This window comes from Mesorhizobium kowhaii (assembly GCF_042431665.1).
Taxonomy (GTDB): domain Bacteria; phylum Pseudomonadota; class Alphaproteobacteria; order Rhizobiales; family Rhizobiaceae; genus Mesorhizobium; species Mesorhizobium kowhaii.
Genome location: NZ_JBHLYT010000033.1, coordinates 227,526 through 249,458 on the forward strand (window position 1 = coordinate 227,526; position 21,933 = coordinate 249,458).

Annotated in this window: 20 protein-coding genes; 9 read left to right on the top strand and 11 right to left on the bottom strand. The window is 63.9% G+C overall.

Features of this window, described 5'->3' with window-relative positions; genetic code table 11:
- Positions 1 to 291: 291 nt before the first annotated feature.
- A complete protein-coding gene (locus ACFFNA_RS20580) occupies positions 292 to 5,082 on the bottom strand; it encodes an NAD-glutamate dehydrogenase (RefSeq protein WP_378921139.1) in 4,791 nt (1,596 codons plus the stop codon).
- Positions 5,083 to 5,218: 136 nt separating this feature from the next.
- Between ACFFNA_RS20580 and ACFFNA_RS20585 the strand changes: the two genes are divergently transcribed.
- Together ACFFNA_RS20585 and ACFFNA_RS20590 are read left to right on the top strand one after the other, a co-directional pair.
- Positions 5,219 to 5,782 (top strand): peroxidase-related enzyme, encoded by a 564-nt coding sequence (locus tag ACFFNA_RS20585; RefSeq protein ID WP_378921141.1) that lies wholly within the window; start codon positions 5,219 to 5,221, stop codon positions 5,780 to 5,782.
- A 137-nt stretch (positions 5,783 to 5,919) separates the two neighbouring features.
- On the top strand, positions 5,920 to 6,243 hold the full coding sequence (locus ACFFNA_RS20590) for a YciI family protein (protein ID WP_378921143.1): 324 nt from the start codon (positions 5,920 to 5,922) through the stop codon (positions 6,241 to 6,243).
- An 85-nt stretch (positions 6,244 to 6,328) separates the two neighbouring features.
- Here ACFFNA_RS20590 and ACFFNA_RS20595 read toward each other — a convergent pair whose 3' ends face one another.
- Positions 6,329 to 6,940 carry a LysE family translocator gene (locus ACFFNA_RS20595; protein ID WP_378921145.1) on the bottom strand — a complete coding sequence of 204 codons (612 nt, stop codon included), beginning with the start codon at positions 6,938 to 6,940 and terminating at the stop codon, positions 6,329 to 6,331.
- Between the two features lie 604 nt (positions 6,941 to 7,544).
- On the opposite strand from ACFFNA_RS20595, the gene ACFFNA_RS20600 reads away from it, so the two are divergent.
- Complete coding sequence (locus ACFFNA_RS20600) at positions 7,545 to 8,171, top strand: DUF1062 domain-containing protein (RefSeq protein ID WP_378921147.1); 627 nt, start codon at positions 7,545 to 7,547, stop codon at positions 8,169 to 8,171.
- A 65-nt stretch (positions 8,172 to 8,236) separates the two neighbouring features.
- Here ACFFNA_RS20600 and typA read toward each other — a convergent pair whose 3' ends face one another.
- The gene (gene typA / locus ACFFNA_RS20605) at positions 8,237 to 10,066 is read right to left on the bottom strand and encodes a translational GTPase TypA (RefSeq protein ID WP_378921149.1); all 1,830 of its coding nucleotides are present in this window, start codon (positions 10,064 to 10,066) and stop codon (positions 8,237 to 8,239) included.
- Between the two features lie 197 nt (positions 10,067 to 10,263).
- Here typA and ACFFNA_RS20610 point away from each other — a divergent pair, with 197 nt between their 5' ends.
- Positions 10,264 to 10,545, top strand: a complete 282-nt coding sequence (locus ACFFNA_RS20610; RefSeq protein WP_245446359.1) for a hypothetical protein — start codon at positions 10,264 to 10,266, stop codon at positions 10,543 to 10,545.
- Between the two features lie 44 nt (positions 10,546 to 10,589).
- Here the strand turns inward: ACFFNA_RS20610 and ACFFNA_RS20615 are convergent, their stop codons facing one another.
- Both ACFFNA_RS20615 and ACFFNA_RS20620 read right to left on the bottom strand, forming a co-directional pair.
- Positions 10,590 to 12,164, bottom strand: coding sequence for an alkaline phosphatase D family protein (locus ACFFNA_RS20615; protein WP_111548565.1), 1,575 nt, complete (start codon positions 12,162 to 12,164; stop codon positions 10,590 to 10,592).
- 157 nt (positions 12,165 to 12,321) lie between these two features.
- Positions 12,322 to 13,605, bottom strand: coding sequence for an MFS transporter (locus ACFFNA_RS20620; RefSeq protein ID WP_378921151.1), 1,284 nt, complete (start codon positions 13,603 to 13,605; stop codon positions 12,322 to 12,324).
- 74 nt (positions 13,606 to 13,679) lie between these two features.
- On the opposite strand from ACFFNA_RS20620, the gene ACFFNA_RS20625 reads away from it, so the two are divergent.
- Together ACFFNA_RS20625 and ACFFNA_RS20630 are read left to right on the top strand one after the other, a co-directional pair.
- Positions 13,680 to 14,297 carry a TetR/AcrR family transcriptional regulator gene (locus ACFFNA_RS20625; protein WP_111548566.1) on the top strand — a complete coding sequence of 206 codons (618 nt, stop codon included), beginning with the start codon at positions 13,680 to 13,682 and terminating at the stop codon, positions 14,295 to 14,297.
- 45 nt (positions 14,298 to 14,342) lie between these two features.
- A complete protein-coding gene (locus ACFFNA_RS20630) occupies positions 14,343 to 14,936 on the top strand; it encodes a hypothetical protein (RefSeq protein ID WP_378921154.1) in 594 nt (197 codons plus the stop codon).
- A gap of 108 nt (positions 14,937 to 15,044) precedes the next feature.
- Here the strand turns inward: ACFFNA_RS20630 and ppa are convergent, their stop codons facing one another.
- From ppa to ACFFNA_RS20660, 6 genes are all read right to left on the bottom strand, one after another.
- A complete protein-coding gene (gene ppa, locus ACFFNA_RS20635; RefSeq protein ID WP_378921156.1) occupies positions 15,045 to 15,578 on the bottom strand; it encodes an inorganic diphosphatase in 534 nt (177 codons plus the stop codon).
- 112 nt (positions 15,579 to 15,690) lie between these two features.
- A complete protein-coding gene (locus ACFFNA_RS20640) occupies positions 15,691 to 16,197 on the bottom strand; it encodes a GNAT family N-acetyltransferase (protein WP_111548428.1) in 507 nt (168 codons plus the stop codon).
- Positions 16,198 to 16,315: 118 nt separating this feature from the next.
- Entirely contained in the window at positions 16,316 to 16,954 is a 639-nt protein-coding gene (locus tag ACFFNA_RS20645; RefSeq protein WP_378921158.1) for a TPM domain-containing protein, read from the bottom strand.
- Between the two features lie 9 nt (positions 16,955 to 16,963).
- The gene (locus ACFFNA_RS20650; RefSeq protein WP_378921160.1) at positions 16,964 to 17,842 is read right to left on the bottom strand and encodes a TPM domain-containing protein; all 879 of its coding nucleotides are present in this window, start codon (positions 17,840 to 17,842) and stop codon (positions 16,964 to 16,966) included.
- Between the two features lie 4 nt (positions 17,843 to 17,846).
- Positions 17,847 to 18,695 (bottom strand): TPM domain-containing protein, encoded by an 849-nt coding sequence (locus ACFFNA_RS20655; protein ID WP_378921162.1) that lies wholly within the window; start codon positions 18,693 to 18,695, stop codon positions 17,847 to 17,849.
- A gap of 248 nt (positions 18,696 to 18,943) precedes the next feature.
- A complete protein-coding gene (locus tag ACFFNA_RS20660) occupies positions 18,944 to 19,582 on the bottom strand; it encodes a LemA family protein (protein ID WP_378921164.1) in 639 nt (212 codons plus the stop codon).
- 163 nt (positions 19,583 to 19,745) lie between these two features.
- Between ACFFNA_RS20660 and ACFFNA_RS20665 the strand changes: the two genes are divergently transcribed.
- From ACFFNA_RS20665 to ACFFNA_RS20675, 3 genes are read left to right on the top strand one after another with little or no spacing between them, the layout of a single operon-like run.
- Positions 19,746 to 19,997, top strand: coding sequence for a hypothetical protein (locus ACFFNA_RS20665; protein WP_111548434.1), 252 nt, complete (start codon positions 19,746 to 19,748; stop codon positions 19,995 to 19,997).
- A 13-nt stretch (positions 19,998 to 20,010) separates the two neighbouring features.
- Positions 20,011 to 20,895, top strand: a complete 885-nt coding sequence (pdxY, locus tag ACFFNA_RS20670; protein ID WP_111548435.1) for a pyridoxal kinase PdxY — start codon at positions 20,011 to 20,013, stop codon at positions 20,893 to 20,895.
- Entirely contained in the window at positions 20,892 to 21,686 is a 795-nt protein-coding gene (locus ACFFNA_RS20675) for a DUF429 domain-containing protein (RefSeq protein WP_378921167.1), read from the top strand. The genes pdxY and ACFFNA_RS20675 overlap by 4 nt, the downstream gene beginning before the upstream one ends.
- Positions 21,687 to 21,933 lie beyond the last annotated feature (247 nt).

Genomic DNA, 21,933 nt, shown 5'->3' on the forward strand with positions numbered 1-21,933 from the left:
CCTCCTCAGCATCCGCTCCGCCCGCGTCGCGCGCCATGTCTGCATCTTTTTTCATGACGGCGCAAACGAACAAGCATGGCGCCGCCCCATATTGCCCTTGGGTTCCTCGCCCCCACGCAGTGGGGGGAGAGATGGCTCGGCGAAGCCGAGACGGAGAGGGGCAAATGCGCCATCCCATGTTTCAGGTAATCGTTCAAGGAAGGGCTTCACCCTAGGAAGCCCCCTCTCCGACCGCTTCGCGGCCACCTCTCCCCCGCTCTGGCGGGGCGAGGAACCCAAGCTTGCGAGGCCTCACATCCCCGTCAGATCGCTCATCAACCCGGACGCGACCGACAGCCGCGACACGGTGATGTCGCCGCCTTCGGTCAGTGCCTGCAGCCGCTCGCGGATGCGTGCCACCCGCTCGCCACCGGCTTCCAGCCAAGCCGCCACCGGATCCGCTGCCGTCGCATGGCCGGTGAGTGCCGCGACAGCAATGCCGCGCCGCGCCGCGCCGATCGTGTCGGTGGCGCGCGATAGCGCCAGCTGATCGTAGTAGTCCGAGGGCGTGATCGAGCGCGCCGCGTCCTCGACGCGCGGGATGCGGAAGGCATCGCTGACCGCGAAGAACGCCTTGGCCGCGGCGACGATATCGGCGCCGGCCGTACGCGCCGTCAGCGCGATGTCGGGGATGAGCTCCGCCACCTCGTTCAGCGCCAATTGCCCGGCCAGCTTTTCCGGCGCGCCGGCCTTGAACAGCCCGTGCCGCTTCTCCTCGATACGCTCGCGCGAGAAGGCCGGCAGCAGCGAAACGAGCTTGGGCTCCAGTGCCTTGCGCGCTTCCTGCAGCTCAGTGATGCGCTGGCCAAGCGGTGCGGTGCCGGCATCGTTCTTGAGATACCAGCCGCTGGTCACGTAGATCAGCCGGCTGACCGCCTGGTAGAGATCGAGCTGCACCTGGCCGTCGATGAGATTGTCGAGCGCGTCGATCTCGCGATAGAGCGCCGGCAAGGCAAAACCGTCGCGCACCACCGCGAAGGTGCGCACCACATCGGCCGCGGTGCGGCCGGTCGCTTCCTGCAGCCGGTTGACGAAGGACGGGCCGCCGCGATTGACCAGGTCGTTGGCGACGACGCGGGCAATGATCTCGCGGCGCAGCCGGTGACCATGGATTTCGGCGGCGTATTTCTTCGCCATCCGGTCCGGGAAATAGCCCATCAGGTCGCGATCGAAATGCGCGTCGTCCGGCACGTCGCTGGCGACGATGTCGGAAAACAGCACGATCTTGGCATAGGCGAGCAGCACGCCGAGCTCGGCCCTGGTCAGCGGTTCGCCGCGTGCTTCGCGCTCGGCAAGGGCTGCCGGCGACGGCAGCGTCTCGACGGCGCGATCGAGCAGGCCGCGTGCCTCCAGCGCCGTCATGAAACGGCTCTGATGCGCGATGTCGGCGAGGCCGCGCTTGCGAGCGATCGAAAGCGCCAGCGTCTGCTCGTAATTGTTGGACAGCACCAGTCCGCCAACCTCGTCGGTCATTTCGGCCAGCAGCTTGTTGCGTGCCGGACGCGTCAACGATCCCTTGCGCATGGCCGAAGCCAGCGCGATCTTGATGTTGACCTCGACGTCGGAGCAGTTGACGCCGCCCGAATTGTCGATGGCGTCGGAGTTGCAGCGGCCGCCATTCAGACCGAACTCGATGCGCGCCCGCTGCGTCACGCCGAGATTGGCGCCCTCGCCGATCACCTTGGCGCGCACGTCGAGCGCAGTGATGCGGACGGCATCATTGGCGCGGTCGCCGACCTCGGCGTTGGTTTCGCTGGATGCCCTGAGATACGTGCCGATGCCGCCGAACCACAAAAGGTCTACCGGCGCCTTGAGGATGGCGCCCATGATCTCAACCGGCGTGGCGGTGGTCTTGGTCAAGCCGATCGCCGCCGCCGCTGCCGCCGGCAAGGTGATCGACTTCTGGTTGCGCGAGACGATGATGCCGCCTTCCGACAGTTTGGTCTTGTCGTAGTCCTGCCAGCTCGAACGCGGCAGGGCGAACATGCGCTCGCGCTCGGCCATCGACGCCACCATATCGGGATCGGGATCGATGAAGATGTCGCGATGGTCGAAGGCGGCGATCAGCCTGGTCTTCGGCGACAGCAGCATGCCGTTGCCGAACACGTCGCCCGACATGTCGCCGACACCGACGACGGTAAAGGGCGAGGTCTGGATGTCGCGGTTCATCTCGCGGAAATGCCGCTTGACCGCTTCCCAGGCGCCCTTGGCGGTGATGCCCATCTTCTTGTGGTCGTAGCCGGCCGAACCGCCGCTGGCGAAGGCGTCGTCGAGCCAGAAGCCGTGCTTCTCGCTGATGGCGTTCGCGGTGTCGGAGAAGGTCGCCGTGCCCTTGTCGGCGGCAACGACGAAATAGGGATCGTCCGGGTCGCGGCGCACGACGCCGACTGGCGGGATGACCCCGTCGAGGCCGATATTGTCGGTGATCGACAACAGACTCGAGACAAAGTTCTTGTAGGCCGAGGTGCCGGCCTCGAAGATCGCGTCACGGCTGCCGCCCGCCGGCAGGCGCTTGGGGAAGAAACCGCCCTTGGCGCCAACCGGCACGATGACGGCGTTCTTGACCTGCTGTGCCTTGACCAGGCCGAGCACCTCGGTGCGGTAGTCCTGGGCGCGGTCCGACCAGCGCAGGCCGCCACGCGCCACCGGGCCGAAGCGCAGATGCAGGCCCTCGACCTCGGAACCGTAGACGAAGATCTCCCGCCACGGCCGCGGCGCCGGCAATCCCTCGACCGCATGCGAATCAAGCTTGATCGCCAGCGACTGGCCTTTCTCTTTCGTATCGGCAACGAAATGATTGGTGCGCAGCGAGGCTTCGATCAAATTGAGGTAGCGGCGGATGATGGTGTCGTCGTCGATGTTCGGCACATCTTCCAGCGCATCCTTGATCTTGGCCTTGAGGTGCTTTGCCGCCACCACGCCTTCGGTCTCGGCCGTCGGGCCAAGCCGGGCGATGAACAACGCATGCAGGCCGCGGGCGATGTCGGGATAGCGGTTGAGCGCGGCGGCGATGAAATCCTGGCTTTGCGGAATGCCGACCTGCTGCAGATAGCGGCCATAGGCACGCAGGATGGTGATCTCGCCCGACCACAGGCCGGCGGTCTGGGCGAGGCCGTTATAGCCGTCATTGTCGACGTCGCCGCGCCAGACGGACAGGAACGCGTCCTCGAACAGCGCGCCGCCATCGGCAAGGTCGATCGGCTTGCCGTAGCTGTTCTCCAACTCCATGTCGTGGATGAAGACCATGCCGGACTGGTCGTCGCCGACCTCGAACGTGCGCTCGCTGATGACGCGGAAGCCGATGTTTTCCAGCACCGGCACGCGCCGCGACAGCGCCACCGGGCTGCCGTGGTGATAGATCTTCAACGACGCCTGGTGCGGCTCCTGCTCGGCATCACGATAATAGTCGATGGCGATCGGATTGCCGGCGCTGATCCTGGCGATGCGCCCGGCATCGGCCAGCGCCACCGCCGCGCTGAACGAATCGCGGTAGCTTTCCGGCAGCCGCGCGGCAATTGCCTTCAACCCCTGGTCGCCGCCATTGGCGTCCGCCGCATCGGAAAGGGCATCCTCCCAGGTGCGCACGATGTCGCGGATCGCCGCCTCGATCGCCGCTTGCTCGACCTTTGGCGTCTTGCCGCCGGAGCGGCCGATGATGAAATGCACGCGTGCCAGCCCGCCTTCGGGGAAGGCTGGGTAATAGGCCGACAGCCGGCCTTCGAACACGGTCTTGAGATAGCTGCCGATCTTCTCGCGCACCACGCTGTCGTAGCGGTCGCGCGGCACGAAGACGAGGATCGAGACGAAGCGGTCGAACTGGTCGGCGCGCACCAGCGCCCGAACGCGCGGCCGCTCGACCAGGCCGAGAATGGCTGCGGCGTGCTTCCTCAGGATCGGCACCGGAACCTGGAACAACTCGTCGCGCGGATAGCTCTCCAGCACATTGATCAGCGCCTTGCCGGAGTGGTCGTGCCGGTCGAAGCCGGACTTGGCGATGATGGTTTCGGCCTTTGACCGGAGATAGGGGATCTTCATCACCGAGCGCGTGTAGGCGGTCGAGGTGAACAGGCCGACGATGCGCAATTCGCCCGCTAGCGTGCCCTTGGACGTGTAGGTCTTGACGCCGATGTAATCGAGATAGATGCGGCGGTGCACGGAAGACTTGGCATTGGCCTTGGTAACGATCAGCGGCTCCGGTCCATGCAGGAAGGCACGGATTTCCGGCGTTGTCGTCACGGCTTCCGTACCGCGCCTCAGCACCAGAACGTCGGGATCGGACAGGATGCCGAGACCGGGCTTGTCGGCGCGCTCCAGCGTGCCGCTTTCCTCGCCGCCGGTGTATTTGAATTCGCGCATGCCGAGGAAGGTGAAATTGTCGTCGCGCAGCCATTCCAGGAAGGCGATCGCCTCGGCAACGCTCTTCTTGTCGAGCGGTACCGCCGTATAACGGAACTCCGAGATCGCCTGGTCGAGGCGGGCCAGCATTGGCCGCCAGTCGTGGACGGCGGCGTGAACCTGGCTAAGCATCTTGCGCAGCCGCTCGTTCAATCCGGTCGCCTGCTCGGTGGTCAGCCGCGGGATGTGGACATGGATGACGCTCAGCCGGTCGTGATTGCCGTCGTCCTTGGCGAAATTGCCGTCGCCGAGGATTTCCTCGACGCCACCTTTGCCGTGGCGAACGGTGATGACCGGATGAGTGACCAGGGTCGGCTCGCCGGCGGTCTCAGTGACCTCGCCGAGAATGGAATCGAACAGGAACGGCATGTTGTCGTTGACGACGGTGATCACGGTCACCGGGCGGCCCTCGCGGGCAACGCCTGAATCGGCATCGACGGCAACGACGCACTCGCCCTTTTTGTGGCCGGCAACCGCCTGGCCGGCGAGTTCGGCGGCACGTTCGAGGTCGGCCGCTTGATAGGTTGCGATGTCTTCAGCCGGCGCGCGGGCGAGCAGATAATCGGCAAGCCTGGTCGGCCTTTCCTCCGTTTTCGCCGCTGACGTGGCCTTCTTCCTCGACTTGCTAGCGGATTTCACGCTGGCCATGATGCCATTCCCTCCCGTCGCATGCTTTTGTGACTATGGTAGCAGATGACCGCTGTTTGGCGACAAAGGTTTGACGGCTTGCCAAGAATTATCGGAATTCTGCGGCAATCCGTCGCCCACCGAGGAGAAATGACCCATGACCGGCAAGATCACCGCGCTTGACCTCGCTTCGGGAGAGCTGAGCGAAGCGACAAAAGCCTATTTCGCCAAATGCGAGGAGAAGCTCGGTCTCGTCCCCAACGTGCTGCGCGCCTATGCCTTCGACGACAAGAAGCTGCGCGCCTTCACGGACATGTACAACGACCTGATGCTGGGAGAGTCCGGCCTGTCGAAGCTGGAACGCGAGATGATCGCGGTCGCCGTCTCCTCGATCAACCATTGCTATTATTGCCTGACCGCGCATGGCGCGGCGGTGCGCCAGCTGTCAGGTGACCCGGCGCTCGGCGAGATGATGGTGATGAACTTCCGCGCCGCTGAGCTTTCGCCGAAGCAGGCCGCGATGCTCGAATTCGCCGTCAAACTGACCGAAGAGCCGGCTAAGATCGTCGAGGCTGACCGGGCCGCACTGCGCAAGGTCGGCTTCACCGACCGCGACATCTGGGACATCGCCTCGACCGCTTCGTTCTTCAACATGTCGAACCGGGTGGCGGCGGCAATCGACATGCGGCCGAACGACGAATACCACGCCATGGCGCGGTGAAGCACTGCGGTTGCGAGCCAACCACCCTGCATATTAGCTATGTCGCATTCTCGTTGCTTGTTTGCCGGTTTGGTCCGATGATCGGCGGGCGGCATGACCGCATGCCGGTTCCATGCCGCTGATCAAGGGAGGAGAACATGGCGAAGTTTCTCTACGTCTATCACGGCTCGGGCAAGATGCCGACCGAGGAGGCCGAGCGGAAAGCGGCAATGGACGCCTGGACGAACTGGTACGGCAAGCTCGGCTCGGCCGTGGTCGACGGAGGCAATCCGGTCGGCATGTCGAAGATGGTTCTGCCCGGCGGCAAGGTCGAGAACAACGGCGGCAGCAATCCAACCGCAGGCTATACAGTCGTCGAAGCAAAAGACATCGACGATGCCGTCGGCAAGGCCAAGGACTGTCCTATCCTGATGGACCCAGGTTTCAGCGTCGAGATCGCGCCTATCATTGAAATGATGTGACGCGGCGTCCTACCGAAGGTCAGCGTCGCAAAAAAACGGTTCCCGCTTTTCGCTGACGCGGTCTTCGGTTCGGGTACGTGCTCTATCACCGCGCCGCGATGGCCGCGGCGGCGCCGGCCATCGTCGTGGCGCTGACGCGGTTGGCGATTTTCATGGCGCGCTTGCTCTTCAACAGCTTGCGCGCCTGCGAGGCGGCGAGCACCCAGGCGAGATCGATGGCGACCAGCACCACGGCCATGGTCGCCGTCAATTCGACCCAGCCGACGAAGCTGACCGAAGCGAGGTCGATGATCGTCGGCAGCAGCGCCAGGTAAAACATCATGATCTTGGGATTGCCGAGCGTCACCGCCATGCCGGCGAAGAACAGTTTTGCGGGCGAATCCTCGCGCGGCATCTCGCCCTCCTTCGCGTCGACAGGGGCCGTCCACATCTTCCAGGCGAGGTAAGCGAGATAGGCGACGCCGACCCATTTCACCACGACGAAGGCGAAGTGAAAACTCTGCGCCACGACAGCCAGCCCGAACACCGCCAGCGACAGCCAGATGGCCTCGCCGATCCACATGGCGAGCAGGAACGGGAACACGTCGCGAAAACCCTTCGAGATGACGCGAGCGACGAGTGCCGCGATCGACGGGCCGGGCGAGCCGGCAGCAACGAACAAAGCGGCGGCGAAGATCAGGAGCGAGGTAAGGTGCATGGCAATGCCTTCGAGCGTTGGGGAGCGGACGATACCTGATCGGCGGCGATTTGCCACCCTGCGGCCTGCTGCGAAATTCATCCTCTGAAGAGGCGTTGGCGCTGCCCCTCATCTGGCTACCGCCATCTTCTCCCCGCGAACGGGGAGAAGGACGCTGTCATCGACGGTTTCGCCACCGTCAGCGGTGCAGAAGGAGTGCCGAGGCTTGGGGCGCGGGCTTCTCCCCGTTTACGGGAAGAAGGTGCCGGCAGGCGGATGAGGGCAGCGCCGACCTCGACGATTGCAGGCCTTGCCGTTCCCATCGGGTGCCGCTAGAAGAGCCGCCGCGAAACAATTTTGAGTTTCACTTTGCCTACGTAACCGCCGGTCTCGTCAACTCCCCCGACACACTGCATGGCGCCGCATTCGCGGTGCCTGTTTTCATTTTCATGTGTTCCTCTGGGCGGCGGTTCGAGACCGGTTTGGCACTGCTGAACCGCTGTCGCGCGCGACCGCCCGTGACACCTGATTTCCGATCGCCACAGCCTAATCGCCACGCCGCGCCCGCATGGGCATCTCGACAGAGCCGACCTGATGAACTTCCCGACGGGAAGGGCTTATCGGCATGTCTGGACTATCGCGTATCCGCTGGGCGATCGCGCCCAAGACCGCACCTCGACCGCTCATCAACTGCAACCGTTGCGGCACCGTGAAGGCCTATTGCTGCAGCGGGAAGTTCCGCGTCAACGCCAACGGCAAGCGCATCGACGTCTGGCTGATCTATCGCTGCATCGACTGCGACAATTCCTGGAATTTCGGCATACTGGAGCGCTGCAACCGCCGCGACATCGAACCGGAGCGGCTGGCGGCGCTCGAGAGCAACGATCCCGCACTCGCCCGGCGCCATGCTTTCGATGTCGTTGCCCTGCGCAGCAGGGTGGGACGTGTCGAGGAGTTTCCCGACGTCGCCGTCCACAAGCAGAGGCTTGGCGATACAAGGGAAAGCGCAACCGGGCTGGAACTCCAGCTCCGGCTCGAAATGCTGACATCGCTGCGGCTTGACCGGTTGCTCGCCGGCGAACTCGGCATTTCGCGATCACGGCTACAGGCGATGGAAGAGCGGCGATTGCTGGTCGTTGATCCGGAAGGCGCGAAAGCCTTGCGCAAACCGGTTCGGGATGGAGGGACGATCCTGATCGACCTTGGCGGTGAACCCGATCGGGAGGACATCATCCGGACTGCCGGTGGATGAATGGAAAAGAGGGGCGGAGCCAATGTATGCTCCGCCCCTCTCAACTGTTGGAAAATAGGGAAAGATTACGCCGCGCCGACTGCCTTGGCCGACTTCTCGAAGCGCTTGCGCTCGTTCGGGTCGAGATAGAGCTTGCGCAGGCGGATGGTCTTCGGCGTCACCTCGACCAGCTCGTCGTCCTGGATCCAGGCCAGCGCGCGTTCCAGCGTCATGCGGATCGGCGGGGTGAGCTTGACCGCCTCGTCCTTGCCGGCGGCACGGATGTTGGTGAGCTTCTTGCCCTTCAGCACGTTCACTTCGAGGTCGTTGTCACGGGAGTGGATGCCGATGATCATGCCCTGATAGACCTTGACGCCCGGGTCGATGACCATCGGGCCGCGGTCTTCCAGGTTCCACATGGCATAGGCCACCGCCTCGCCCTGCTCGTTGGAGATCAGCACGCCATTGGTGCGGCCCGGCAATTCGCCCTTGTAGGGCTCGTAGGCGTGGAACAGCCGGTTCATCACGGCCGTGCCGCGCGTGTCGGTCAACAGTTCCGACTGGTAGCCGATCAGGCCGCGCGTCGGCGCGTGGAAGACGATGCGCTGGCGGTTGCCGCCGGACGGGCGCAACTCGACCATCTCGGCCTTGCGCTCCGACATCTTCTGCACGACGATGCCGGCATGCTCCTCGTCGACGTCGATGACGACTTCCTCGACCGGCTCCAGCAATTCGCCGTTTTCGCCCTTCTGCATGACGACGCGCGGACGCGACACGGCGATCTCAAAACCTTCGCGGCGCATCGTCTCGATCAGCACGGCCAGCTGCAATTCGCCGCGGCCGGAGACGAAGAACGAATCCTTGTCGGGCGATTCCTCGATCTTCAGCGCGACATTGCCTTCGGCCTCGCGCAGGAGGCGGTCGCGAATGACGCGGCTCGTCACCTTGTCACCTTCGGTGCCGGCCAGCGGGCTGTCGTTGACCAGGAAGGACATGGTCACGGTCGGCGGATCGATCGGCTGCGCATGCAGCGGCTCGGTCACCGCCGGATCGCAGAACGTGTCGGCGACGGTGCCCTTCGACAGGCCGGCAATGGCGACGATGTCGCCCGCCTGGGCTTCTTCGATCGGCTGGCGCTCGAGGCCACGGAAAGCGAGGATCTTGGAAATACGGCCGGTCTCGACCAGCGTGCCGTCATGGTGCAGCACCTTGACCGGCTGGTTGGACTTCAGCGTGCCGCTCTCGATGCGCCCGGTGATGATGCGGCCAAGGAACGGATTGGCTTCCAGGATGGTGCCGATCATGCGGAACGGGCCGGGATGAACGGTCGGCGCCGGCACATGCTTGATGACGAGATCGAACAGCGGCGCCAGGCCCTGGTCCTTGGGACCTTCCGGATTTTCCGAAACCCAGCCGTCGCGGCCTGAACCGTAGAGGATCGGGAAGTCGAGCTGCTCGTCGGTGGCGTCGAGCGCCGCGAACAGGTCGAACACCTCGTTGACCACCTCGACATGGCGGGCGTCCGGACGGTCGATCTTGTTGATGACGACGATCGGCTTCAGGCCGACCTTGAGCGCCTTGCCGACGACGAACTTGGTCTGCGGCATCGGTCCCTCGGCGGCGTCGACCAGCACGATGGCCGAATCCACCATCGACAGGATGCGCTCGACCTCGCCACCGAAATCGGCGTGGCCGGGGGTGTCGACGATGTTGATGCGGGTGTCCTTCCAGTCGACCGAGGTCGCCTTGGCCAGGATGGTGATGCCGCGTTCCTTTTCGAGGTCGTTCGAATCCATGGCGCGCTCGGCGACGCGCTGATTGTCGCGGAAGGAGCCGGATTGCCGGAGCAATTGGTCGACGAGGGTGGTTTTTCCATGGTCGACGTGCGCGATGATCGCGATATTACGAATTTTCATGTTCTGGTCTCGGAAGCGTTGCGGGCAGCAGGCCAAAAGGCGCTGCCTCTTTCGGTTGCGCGGCTCATACAGGGTTTTTCGCAGTTGCGAAAGAGGCGGCGCGACACCAAATACTCATCAAATCTTAAGCATCTGCGTGTGAGATGATTTTGTTAACCAAGGCGGGAACCTTTCGGGGCCCGGGCAGTTCGAACGTCATGACCGATAAACTCAACCGATTTTGGCCGCTCATCGCGTCCATTGCCTTTGCCGCCCTACTGGCGGTTAACGCCGCGCAGTCGGCCGCGACGCAGAAGGAGGCGCGGCCTGCCTTGCCGACCAATGCGCCATCCGCCGAGCAGGTCTTCGCCGACGCGCCCGACGGCGTCGACCCGATGGTGACCGGCCCGGTTAGCGCCGCCTTCAAGCAAAGGCAGGACGCTGCCAACTGCGACAGCGCCGTCTGGCCCAACATTCCGATGGTCTGCTACCCCGACTGACGACCGCCGGCAGCGGTCGTCATCCCGGAGATGACGAAGTCGGCTTACGCCGACCGCACCGGGTCGAGCGTGACCTTGTAGAGCTCGTTGTCCTCGCGATCCATCAGCCGCACCGTCATCTGCTCGCTGGCGCCGTTGATATCGACCAGCCCGAAGAATTGCAGGCCGGCCGACGGCGGCAGGTTCTGGCCTTGCTCGGCGGTCGGCGCCTTGATGAATTTCAGCTCCGGACCGAACGTCATGTCGAAATCGTTCGGGCCGAACGTGCCGGCATGGATCGGGCCCGAGACGAATTCCCAGAACGGGTTGAAATCCTGGAACTGCGCCTTGTCGGGATTGTAGTAGTGCGCGGCGGTGTAATGCACGTCGGCGGTCAGCCAGACGGTGTTGCTGATGCCGGCATTCTTGATGAAGCGCAGCAGATCGGCGATCTCGAGTTCGCGTCCCTTGGCCGGGCCGTTGTCGCCGTTGCTGACCGCTTCGGCGCCGACCTTTTTGGCGCCATCGTCCCAGACCACGAGGCCGAGCGGCATGTCGGCGGCGATGATCTTCCAGGTCGCCTTCGAGTTTGCCAGTTCGCGCTTCAGCCATTTCGTCTGCTGTTCGCCGAGCATACGCGATTGCGGCGTCATCTCGTCCTGCATGTCCGGACCGTTGGGGCCGCGATACGAACGCATGTCGAGGAAGAACACGTCGAGCAGCGGTCCGTAGGCAATCTTGCGATAGACGCGGCCGGGCTCGGACGGTTCGTAGCGGATCGTCGTCATTTCATGGAAGGCGCGCGCCGCACGTGCCGCCAGAACATGGATGGATTTCTCCGTGTAGCGGTTGTCGGCGCTGAGATCCTTCGAATCCGACCAGTTGTTCAGCACTTCGTGGTCGTCCCACTGGTAGAAGGTCGGGCAGATAGCGCTGAGGCTCAGCACGTTCTTGTCCATCATGTTGTATTTCCACTGGTCCCGGTATTCCTCCAGTGTCTCGGCGACCTTGCGCTTGCCGTCGATCAGCACGACGTTCTTCCACTTGCCGCCGCCGGGCAGGTCGACCTCGTCCTTCATGGCGCCGTCGGCATAGATGGTGTCGCCCGAATGCAGGAAGAAATCGGGCGTGTGCTTGCCGATCGTGGCGTAGGTCTTCATGCCGGTCTCGTCGATGCCCCAGCCCTGGCCGGCGGTGTCGCCCGACCAGGCGAACTTGACGTCGCGCCTGGAAGCGGGCGCGGTGCGGAAACGGCCGATGATCGGCTCGGAGACGGCGTTGATGTCGGCGAGATCGGCGGCCGTCATGCGATAGAAGATGTCCTGGTCGGAAGCGAGGTCGGTGAGCAGACGCTTGACCGTGTAGTCGCTGGCCGGCGAGGTATCGAGCGGCGCCAGGCGGACGGCGTCGGTGAAACTTTCGGTCGAAGACACTTCGAACATGACGCGCGACGGTCGGTCGGTGCGCGTCCACACCATGCCGCTGGTGGCGTCGACATCGCCTGACTGGACCCCATGGGTGAAGGCCGGGCGCTGGTTGGCGCGCGAATAGTATGGCAGCGCCAGGCTGGAGACGCCGACCAGGCCAACGGCGCTGGCGGAAGTGACGAAAGCACGGCGGGTCATCGAGAGCTTGTTCATGGCTGTCTCCTGGATGGCTTGAAAATTGCCGCCAAGGTCAAGCGTCAATGTTTCAGGCACATCTCGAAACCATGAAGGTTTTCTGACGATCAACAGGCGAACTGCTGATCTCCCCCACGAGAGGGGAGGTTGGCAGCTTGGCCGGCAGCCCCTCTTCTTACGCCGCCTGCGGTTCCGGATCGAACACCGGCCGGCTGGTGTTGATCAACAGCGAGATACAGGCGGCGGCGATCGCCGTCATGCCGGCGATCAGGAAGGCCAACTCGTAATTGCCCTGCAGCTCGCGCATTGTGCCGCCGAAGGCTGCGGCCGCGGCAGCACCAATCTGATGGCCGGCGACGATCCAGCCAAACACGATCGGGCCGCTGCGGTCGCCGAACGCCTCGTTGGCGAGCCTCAGCGTCGGCGGCACGGTGGCGATCCAGTCGAGGCCGTAGAGGACCGCGAAGATGATCAGGCTGGTCGCCGAGAAGCCGGAATAGGGCAGGTAGATCAGCGACAGGCCACGGATGGCATAATAGACGCCGAGCAGCTTGCGCGGGTCGTAGCGGTCGGTGAGCCAGCCTGACAGCGTCGTGCCGATCAGGTCGAAAATGCCCATCATCGACAACAGGCCGGCCGCCTGCACCTCGCCGATGCCCATATCGCCGCAGAAGGCGATCAGATGCGTGCCGACCAGCCCGTTGGTGGTGAAGCCGCAGACGAAGAAGGTGGCGAACAGGTACCAGAACACGCGCGTGCCGGCGGCACGGCGCAGCGTCGAGAACGTGTGCGCGAGGAAATTGCCCTGTGAAGCAGGCGGCGCCGGCGGCACGTCGTCGGCCTCGGCGCCATATCGCACCATGCCGATCGAAGCCGGCCGCTCCGGCACCAGCAGCCAGACCAGCGGCACGAGAGCCGCGGTGGCGATCGCAACCGCGATGACGACCGGCTGCCAGCCACCCGACTGCGCCAGCGCGGCGATCAGCGGCAGAAACACCAGCATGCCGGTGGCGCTGGAGGCCGACATCAGTCCCATGACAAGGCCGCGATTGGTCTTGAACCAGCGGTTGACGATGGTGGCGCCGAGCACGCTGGCAACGGCGCCGGAACCGATGCCCGAGAACACACCCCAGGTGATGAACAGATGCCAGGGCTTGGTCATCAGCAGGCTGAGCGCGGTCGAGCCCGACATCACCACCAGCGAGGCAAGCAGCGTGCGGCGCAGCCCGATCCGCTCCATCAAGGCCGCCGCAAATGGACCGGTCAGGCCGTAGAGCAGGATGCCGACACCGGCGGCCAGCGAAACGACGTCGCGGCGCCAGCCGAAACTGTTCTCCAGCGGCAGCATCATGACGGCGGGCGCGGACCGCAGCCCAGCCGCGATCAGCAAACAGAAAAAGATGACGCCGACCACGACGAAAGCGTAGCGCTGGCCAAACGGGCGGGATTGAGTTATCATGTTACTGACCGGTACGTTGCAGATGGAGGTAAGGTATACGTACCGATCGGTAACATTGTCAATCGAGTTCCATGATGCCAACGGACAAAAATATTGAACTGACCATCAACGACGGTCATGCATCGGCGCCACCGAAGGCTGCCAAGAAAATCCTCGACGTGGCGTACGACCTGTTCTACCGGCGCGGCATCAGGGCGATCGGCGTCGACGAGATCGTCAAGCGCGCCGGCGTCACCAAGCCCAGCCTCTATCGCAGCTTTCCCTCCAAGGACGAATTGGCGGCCTCCTATCTCAGGCAGTACGATCAGGAGTACTGGGAGCGTTTCGATGAGGCGGTCGCCGCTCATCCCGGCGACCCGCGCGCGCAGATCAAGGCGTTCCTGACCCGCATCGGCAAGCGCACGCAGATGGCTGAATATCGCGGCTGCGGCATGACCAATGCGGCGGTCGAATATCCCGAACACGGCCATCCGGCCCGCGTGGTCAGCGAAGCCAACAAGCACGAACTGCGCCGCCGCCTGCGCGCCATGGCGGTTGCGATGGGCGCGCAAGACGCCGACACTTTGGGCGACGGCCTGCTGCTCCTGATCGAAGGCGCCTATATCAGCGGCCAGCTGTTCGGGCTCGGCGGCCCGGCGCAAACGGTCGCCCGCAATGCCGACCTGCTGATTGAGGCGAGCTTGAAGAAATAGCGTTTGGCGCTACGCTGCGCTGGCTTGCAACGGAGATTGTCGGCCATGCGCGCTCTTCTGATCCCGTTCGTCTTCGCCGGTTTCTGCCAAGCCGCGCAGGCCAGCGACATATCAAGCGCCTATACCGATCTCGATTGGAAGAAGGACTGCGTGACCTACGCGCAGGCCGAGGAAGGCGACGGCGACTGGGCCGATCTCGCCTGTTCGGGCTATCGCGGCTACCCCGTGCTGATCGCCTATGACGACGCTCGTGAATCGCTGTTTTATGGTTTTCCGCCCGGCAGCGACATGACATCGGTCTGGGAGAGTTTTTCCGGCTTCAATTCGTCCGGAGCCAAGATCGAGTGGCGCATCGAGACCACGGGCGACAAGGCCGTGCCCTTTGCCGTGATCCACCGCCGCTCGATCAGCAACCCGGACGACCAGAACAGGCCGACCGAGGTGCTGCTCGTCGCCAAGGTCGGCCAGATGGACGCCCGCGACGGCTGCACCGTCGGCCTGGTGCTGGCCACGGGCAATCCCGCCGCCAACGATCAGGCGCGCAAACTCGCTGACGAGAAAGCGCGGACATTCGCCTGCGGCAAGGACAGGCACACGGTCATCGGCAACGTGCCGGCTTTCGGCCGCGTCGATAACTAATGCAAGTCGCCCAAAAGTGGTCCCGGTTTTTGGGGCAACGGCATGCATAAAAACAAAGACTTAAAGCGCGTCACCTGAATCTGTTTCAACGCGACGCGCTTTATCGGGCTACTTGCCCGCCTTGGCCCGCGCGATCGCGTCGAGGATCATCTTCTTGGCATATTTGGAATCGTGCCAGCCTTCGATCTTGACCCATTTGCCGGGCTCGAGATCCTTGTAGTGCTCGAAGAAGTGCTGCACCTGCTGGCGCGTGATGTCGGGCAGCTGGGTGTATTCGGTGACGTTCTCGTAGCGCAGCGTCAGCTTGGGCGACGGCACGGCGATGATCTTCTCGTCCTGGCCGGCATTGTCTTCCATGATCAGCACGCCGATCGGCCTGACATTGATGACGCAACCCGGCACCAGGGCGCGCGTGTTGCAGACCAGCACGTCGATCGGATCGCCGTCGCCCGACAGCGTGTGCGGCACGAAGCCGTAATTGCCGGGGTAGCGCATCGAGGTGTGCAGGAAGCGGTCGACGAACAGCGTGCCGGCCTCCTTGTCCATCTCGTACTTGATCGGCTCGCCGCCGATCGGCACCTCGATGATGACGTTGACGTCCTCAGGCGGATTCTTTCCGGTGGCTATGGCTTCAATGCGCATGGTTTTGTCCCTCTTTTGATGAGAGATCGATAGCGGGCGCTGCCGCGCGGCGCAATGCGGCGAATGGTGCTGGGCACGATCGGAAGGCGTAATGGCAGAAAGGGCCGGGCCGTCACTCCCAGACGAAGGCGACCTTTTTCAGCGCCTTCTGCTCGAAGATCTCGACACCTTCGGCGACGTCGCGGCCGCCAGCGCCGGCATAGAAGGCGAGCGCGTTCTGGTTGTCCTCAAGCGCCCACACCACCATGCCCTTCAGCCCGTGATCGGCCAGCCGCGCCCTGGCTGCCGCGAACAGGCGGCTGCCGAGCCCGATGCCCTGATATTCCGGGCGCAGGTACAATTCGTAGATTTCGCCTTGCTGCTTGAGTTCCCGGGCGCGGTTCTTGCCGATCGTGGCATAGCCGGCGATCTTGCCGCCTATCTCGACCACCAGCACGGTGGCGGCGCGGCGGATGGCATTCGCCCACCAGTCGGCACCACGGCGGTTGATCATCGATGTCAGCGTGCGGTGCGGAATGATGCCGGAATAGGCGCCGCGCCAGGCCTGCAGGTGCACCTCGGCTATGGCACCAGCGTCGCTCGGTTCGGCCTTCCGGATGTCGATCGTCAGCGTATTCATGATTTGTTAACCATAAACCCGCATTGCCCGATTGCAAGAGTCAGCGCGGCCCGCCGACCGCTTTCTCACAGGCGATCATCGCATCAGCGAAGTGGCTTCGATGCCTTCTCGGAAAGGCTCAAATCTCGACGAGATGGTCGTCGAGCTCGTTGGTGTCGCCTGATGTGACCGGGAAATGCTCGGCCAGCACCGCGCCCACCGATTCGATCGCCTTGACGAAGCCGTCGGCAAGCCGGTCGTCGCCGGCATGCGCGGTCAAGTCGCGCACGACACCATCCCAGACATGCTGGCCGACCTTGGCATCGATGCCCGAATCGGCGACCACCTCGGCGTAGCGCTCGGCGATCGAGACGAAGACCAGAACGCCGGTGCGCGCCGTGGTGCGGTGGACGTTGCGGGCGAGGAACTGCTTGATCGCATTGGCGTGCGCCGCCTGATAACGCATCCGCCTCGGCACCAGATGGATGCGCAGGCCGGGTAGCGCCCACAGCAAGACCAGCACGCAAACCAGCGCCAGCAGCTGGGCGATGACGAAATGCGGCAGCCGGATCGACAGCCACCAGGCTTCCAGCCCGTAGCCGACGGCGAGACTGACGATCAGCATGCCTGCTGTCGCCATGAAGGCCGCCGGGAAGAAATAGCCGTCGCTGGCATGCGCCACGACGCAGTAGATCTCACCATCGGTCCTGGTTTCGGCGGCGCGGATCGCAGCGGCGACGCGCTCATGATCTTCCGGGCTGATCGGTCGTGTTGCCATGATCTTGTCTCACCAGCTTCCTGAAGAACCGCCACCACCGGACGAACCGCCGCCACCGGAAAACCCGCCGCCGCTGCTTGAGCCGGACGACCACCCGCCACCGGAACTTCCCGACGACCAGCCGCTGCCCGACGACGAACCCGTTGTCCAGCTGCTGCGCGAGGATCCGCTCGGTCCGCGGCCGTAACGAAACGTCATGCCCAGCCATTTGTACACGCCCGGCGACAGCTTTGTGCCCAACATCGGCGGCAGGAACGCCATTGCCAGCCCGCCAAAGAACATCGTCGCCCACAGGATCAGGAACACCGCGACGATGGGGTCGATGGAGCTGGCGTGGGGCGGGTTGCGGGCGCCGCGCGCTTCCAGCTCCTCCGGACTACCTTCCAGCACCATGACCATGTCGTCGACGGCCTTGCTGATGCCGCCAGAGAAATCGCCGGCACGGAAGGCCGGCACCATGTCGTTTTCGATGATCAGCTTGGTGTGCAGGTCGGTCAGCGTGCCTTCCAGCCCATAGCCGACCTCGATGCGCATCTTGTGGTCGTTCTTGGCCACGAGCAAAAGCGCGCCATTGTTCTCGCCGGCCTGTCCGAGTTTCCAGAAGCGGAACAGGCGGTTGGCGTAAGGTTCGATCTCCTCGCCATCGAGGCTATTGATCGTCGCGACGACGATCTGGTCGGAGCCCTTTGTCTCGAAATCGGCAAGCTTCTGCGTCAGCGCCGCCCTGGTGGCGGCATCGATGATGCCGGCATTGTCGACGACACGCCCCGTCAGCGCCGGCAACTCGGCGGCGAAGGCCGTGACCCCGAAAAACAGCGCCGCCACAGCTACCAGGACTGCCGTGCCGAAGCGGCCGGGTCTCAACAGGCTGATGTTGCGTGTTGCCATGCCGTCACCAGCTTCCCGAAGAGCCGCCGCCGCCGGACGAACCGCCGCCGCCAGAAAAGCCGCCGCCGCCACCGCCCGAGGACCAGCCGCCGCCGGAACTTCCCGACGACCAGCCGCCACCCGAAGACCGCCGGTGTGGCTCGAAGGTCATGCCGAGCCAGCGATAGCGGCCGGGACCAAGCTTCTGGCCAAAGATCGGCGGCAGGACGGAGACCGCGATGCTGCCGAAGAAGATGATCGCCCAGATGCTGATGAAGACGGCGAAGAACAAGTCGTCGGAATTGAAGGGCGCCTGCTGGTTGCGCTCGCCACGCGCCACCAGCTCCTCCGGATTGCCTTCCAGCACCATGATCATGTCGTCGACGGCCTTGCTGATGCCGCCGGAGAAATCACCGGCGCGGAAAGCCGGCACCATGTCGTTTTCGATGATCAGCTTGGTGTGAAGGTCGGTCAGCGTCCCCTCAAGACCATAGCCGACCTCGATGCGCATCTTGTGGTCGTCCCTGGCCACCAGCAGCAGGACGCCATTGTTTTCCTTCGCCTGGCCGAGCTTCCAGAAGCGGAACAGCTGGTTGGCGTAAGGTTCGATCTCCTCGCCGTCGAGACTGTTGATGGTGGCAACGACGATCTGGTCGGAACCTTTTGTCTCCAAATCGGCGAGTTTTTGCGTCAACGCTGCCTTGGTCGCGGCATCGATGATGCCTGCATTGTCGACGACACGGCCCGTCAGGGCGGGTAGATCGGCGGCGAAGGCAGTAAGGGGAAGGAAGTGGAGACTTGGAATGGCATACAGCAAGGCAAGGTTAGCGATCCTTCGCGCCCCCCTCTGTCCTGCCGGACATCTCCCGCTCAAGGGGGGAGATTGGCTGTCATCGCTGACAGCAACTCGTCTGCAACGTAGAAAATTGGCGAAAGCGGAAAAACTGCCAATCTCCCCCCTTGAGGGGGGTGAGGCGTGGTCCGCGTAGCGGACGGAAAGCCAATTGCTTGGCTTTCCGAGCGACGAACGCCCGGAGCGACAGCGAAGGGCCGGGTCCGGCAGGACAGAGCGGGGTGGGACGGAGCACAAGGCCGACAAAAACCAGCCTCACCAGGCGTTCTTCACCCGCCCTGCTTGGTGCCGAAATCGACCTTCGGCGTCTGCAGCTTGTCGTCGTCGATGGTGAAGTTGGCAAAGGGCTGGTTGCTGCGGAACCAGAACGTTGCCCACAGCACCGAGGGGAAGGTCCTCAGCGTCAGATTGTAGTCCCGCACCGCCTGGATGTAGTCGCGCCGCGCCACCGCGATGCGGTTTTCGGTGCCTTCGAGCTGCGCCTGCAGCGCCAGGAAATTCTGGTTGGCCTTGAGGTCGGGATAGTTCTCCACCACCGCCAACAGCCGCGACAATGCGCTGGTCAGGCCGGCCTGGCTGTCCTGGAATTTCTTGAAGGCTTCGGGGTCGTTCAGCGTTTCAGGCGTCACCGTTATCTGCGTCGCCTTGGCGCGGGCCTCGACCACGGCGTCGAGCGTGTCCTTTTCATGCGAGGCGTAGCCCTTGACCGTCTCGACCAGGTTGGGGATGAGGTCGGCGCGGCGCTGATACTGGTTCAGCACCTCGCTCCATGCCGCCTTGGCGTTTTCCTCCGCCGTCGGGATGGTGTTGTAGCCGCAGCCGGCAAGCAGCGGCAGCACGATCGCCATCATCAGGAAGGCGGGCAGCGCGCGGAACATCGACGGTGGTGCAAGACGCTGGGCAAACATGATGGGGTCCCTCGGTAGAAGTTGCATGCGAAGCATTACCACAATCAGCGCGCAAGAAAACCGCCCGACCGGCAGCCGCTTGCCTGGCACGCCTGGTGGCGTTGCAAGGCTCTGTGATTGGCCGCGCGAACGCGATAAGGTCTGAGCAAAACGGGACATCATCATGGCGCAACGCCAGGACAGCGAGAGGGAATCGCGCCGTATCCTCGAGCGCATCGCGCGCGAGACGGATCCGGCCGGCAATTCGTTTGTGGCGCGCAGCACGAAAGGCATGCGCGACCACGTCACCGCGGCCGATGCCGACCGTGCCGACCCGATCGAAGTCTGGGGCACGCGCATTGGCCGGACAATCGGCCTGCTCCTGACACTGGGCCTGATGGTCTGGCTTGTGCTTTACGTCATCCGGGGCAGCTAGGAATCAAAGAACAATGAGCGCCGAAAAAACCGACGCGCCGCGTGCGGTCATCGTCATCTCCAGCCATGTCGCGCGCGGCTCGGTCGGCAACCGCGCCGCAGTCTTTGCGCTGGAGACGCTGGGCTTTCCAGTCTGGGCGGTGCCGACAATCATCCTGCCCTGGCACCCCGGCCATGGGCGGGCGACACGGATCGTGCCGCCGCTCGATCAGTTCAAGGCGCTGATGGCCGATCTCGAGCGCGCGCCATGGCTGGGCGAAGTCGGCGCCGTGCTGTCCGGCTATCTCGGCGAGCCAGGCCAGGCCGAGGCCGTTGCCTCTCTGGTTGCCGCCGTGAAGGCCAGGACGCCTGACGCCGTCTATATCTGCGATCCGGTGATGGGCGATTCGGGTGGCCTGTACGTGCCGGAACCGACTGCCGCTGTCATGCGCGATCGGCTGATGCCAATCGCCGACATAGCCACCCCCAATCGCTACGAACTGGAATGGATGGCCGGCGCCCCGTTGCCCGACCTGAAATCGGTGATCGCGGCCGCCCTTCACGCCGGCCCATCGACCATGCTGGTCACCTCGGCGCCGTCGATGATGACCGGCGGCACCGGCAACCTTCTGCTCGACGGCAACCAGGTGCTGCTGGCCGAGCACCGCCTGATCGACAAGCCGCCGAATGGACTGGGCGACCTGACGGCGGCCGTCTACCTAGCGCGCATCCTGTCCGGCCAGCCGGCGATCAAGGCGCTGCAGTCGACCACGGCGGCGGTCTACGAGATCCTGGCGCGCACCGCCAAGCGCGGCGGCGACGAATTGCAGCTCGAAACCGATGCACAGAGCCTGTCGCACCCGATGGCGATGGTGCAGCTTCGCCACCTCACGCATCCGGGGCGGGACCGCAGGGCGTGACTCCAGCCACGACCGCCGTGCTTGTCGGCGTCGACGGCTGCAAGGCCGGTTGGATCGCCGTACGGCACGATCTCGGTTCGACACCTCGTAACCCCGGTTCGACACCTTCCGTCGCTGTCTTTGCAAGCTTCGCCTCCCTGCTTGCAGCACTCCCCGCTGACGCGATCGTCGCTGTCGATATGCCTATCGGTCTGCCCGAGTTTTCGAGCAAAGGCGGGCGCGGACCGGAAGCGCTGGTGCGGCCACTGCTCGGGCAGCGCCAATCCAGCGTCTTTTCGATCCCGTCCCGCGCCGCGCTCTATGCCGACACGGGCGACTTCACCACAGTCGAAGCCTGGTACGCCGCGCATCGCCGGGCAAGCGAGGTGGCCATGACCACATCCGACCCGCCGCGCGGTGTTTCGATCCAGGCGTTTGGTATCTTTTCGAAGATCCGCGAGATCGACGCCCTGCTCATCGCCCGGCCCGAATTGCGCAGCCGCGTCTTCGAATCGCATCCGGAAGTCGCCTTCTGCCGGCTGAACGGCGATCAGGCCATGCAGCTGCCGAAGAAGATAAAGGGCAGCATCAATCCGGCCGGCATGGCGGAACGCAAGGCGCTGCTAAGCCGCCATGGCTATGAGATGAGCTTTCTCGACGAGCCGCCGCCGCGCGGTGCCGCCGCCGATGATTTTCTCGATGCAGCCGCGATGATGCTGATTGCCGGTCGCATCGCCAGCGGCGAGGCACGGCCATTTCCCGACCCGCCGGGCCGTGACAGTTTGGGCATCCCCGTCGCGATCTGGGCGTGAGCCCCAAGCAATTCCAGGAAAAATGCGAAACAGTTTCCGTCCGCAATTGCGTTGAAACAAAGAGATAGCTCGAGCCATGCACCTTGCATGGCGATTGCCGGGCAGCCATCTGCAATTCGGCATTGCCCGCAACAGGCTTTTGCCGTTAGAGCCTCTTTAGAGCAATTCCAGGAAAAGTGTGAAACCGTTTTCCGTCCGGAATTGCGTCAAAACAAACAGAGACCCGCAACGAGCTGCCGCATCCAAC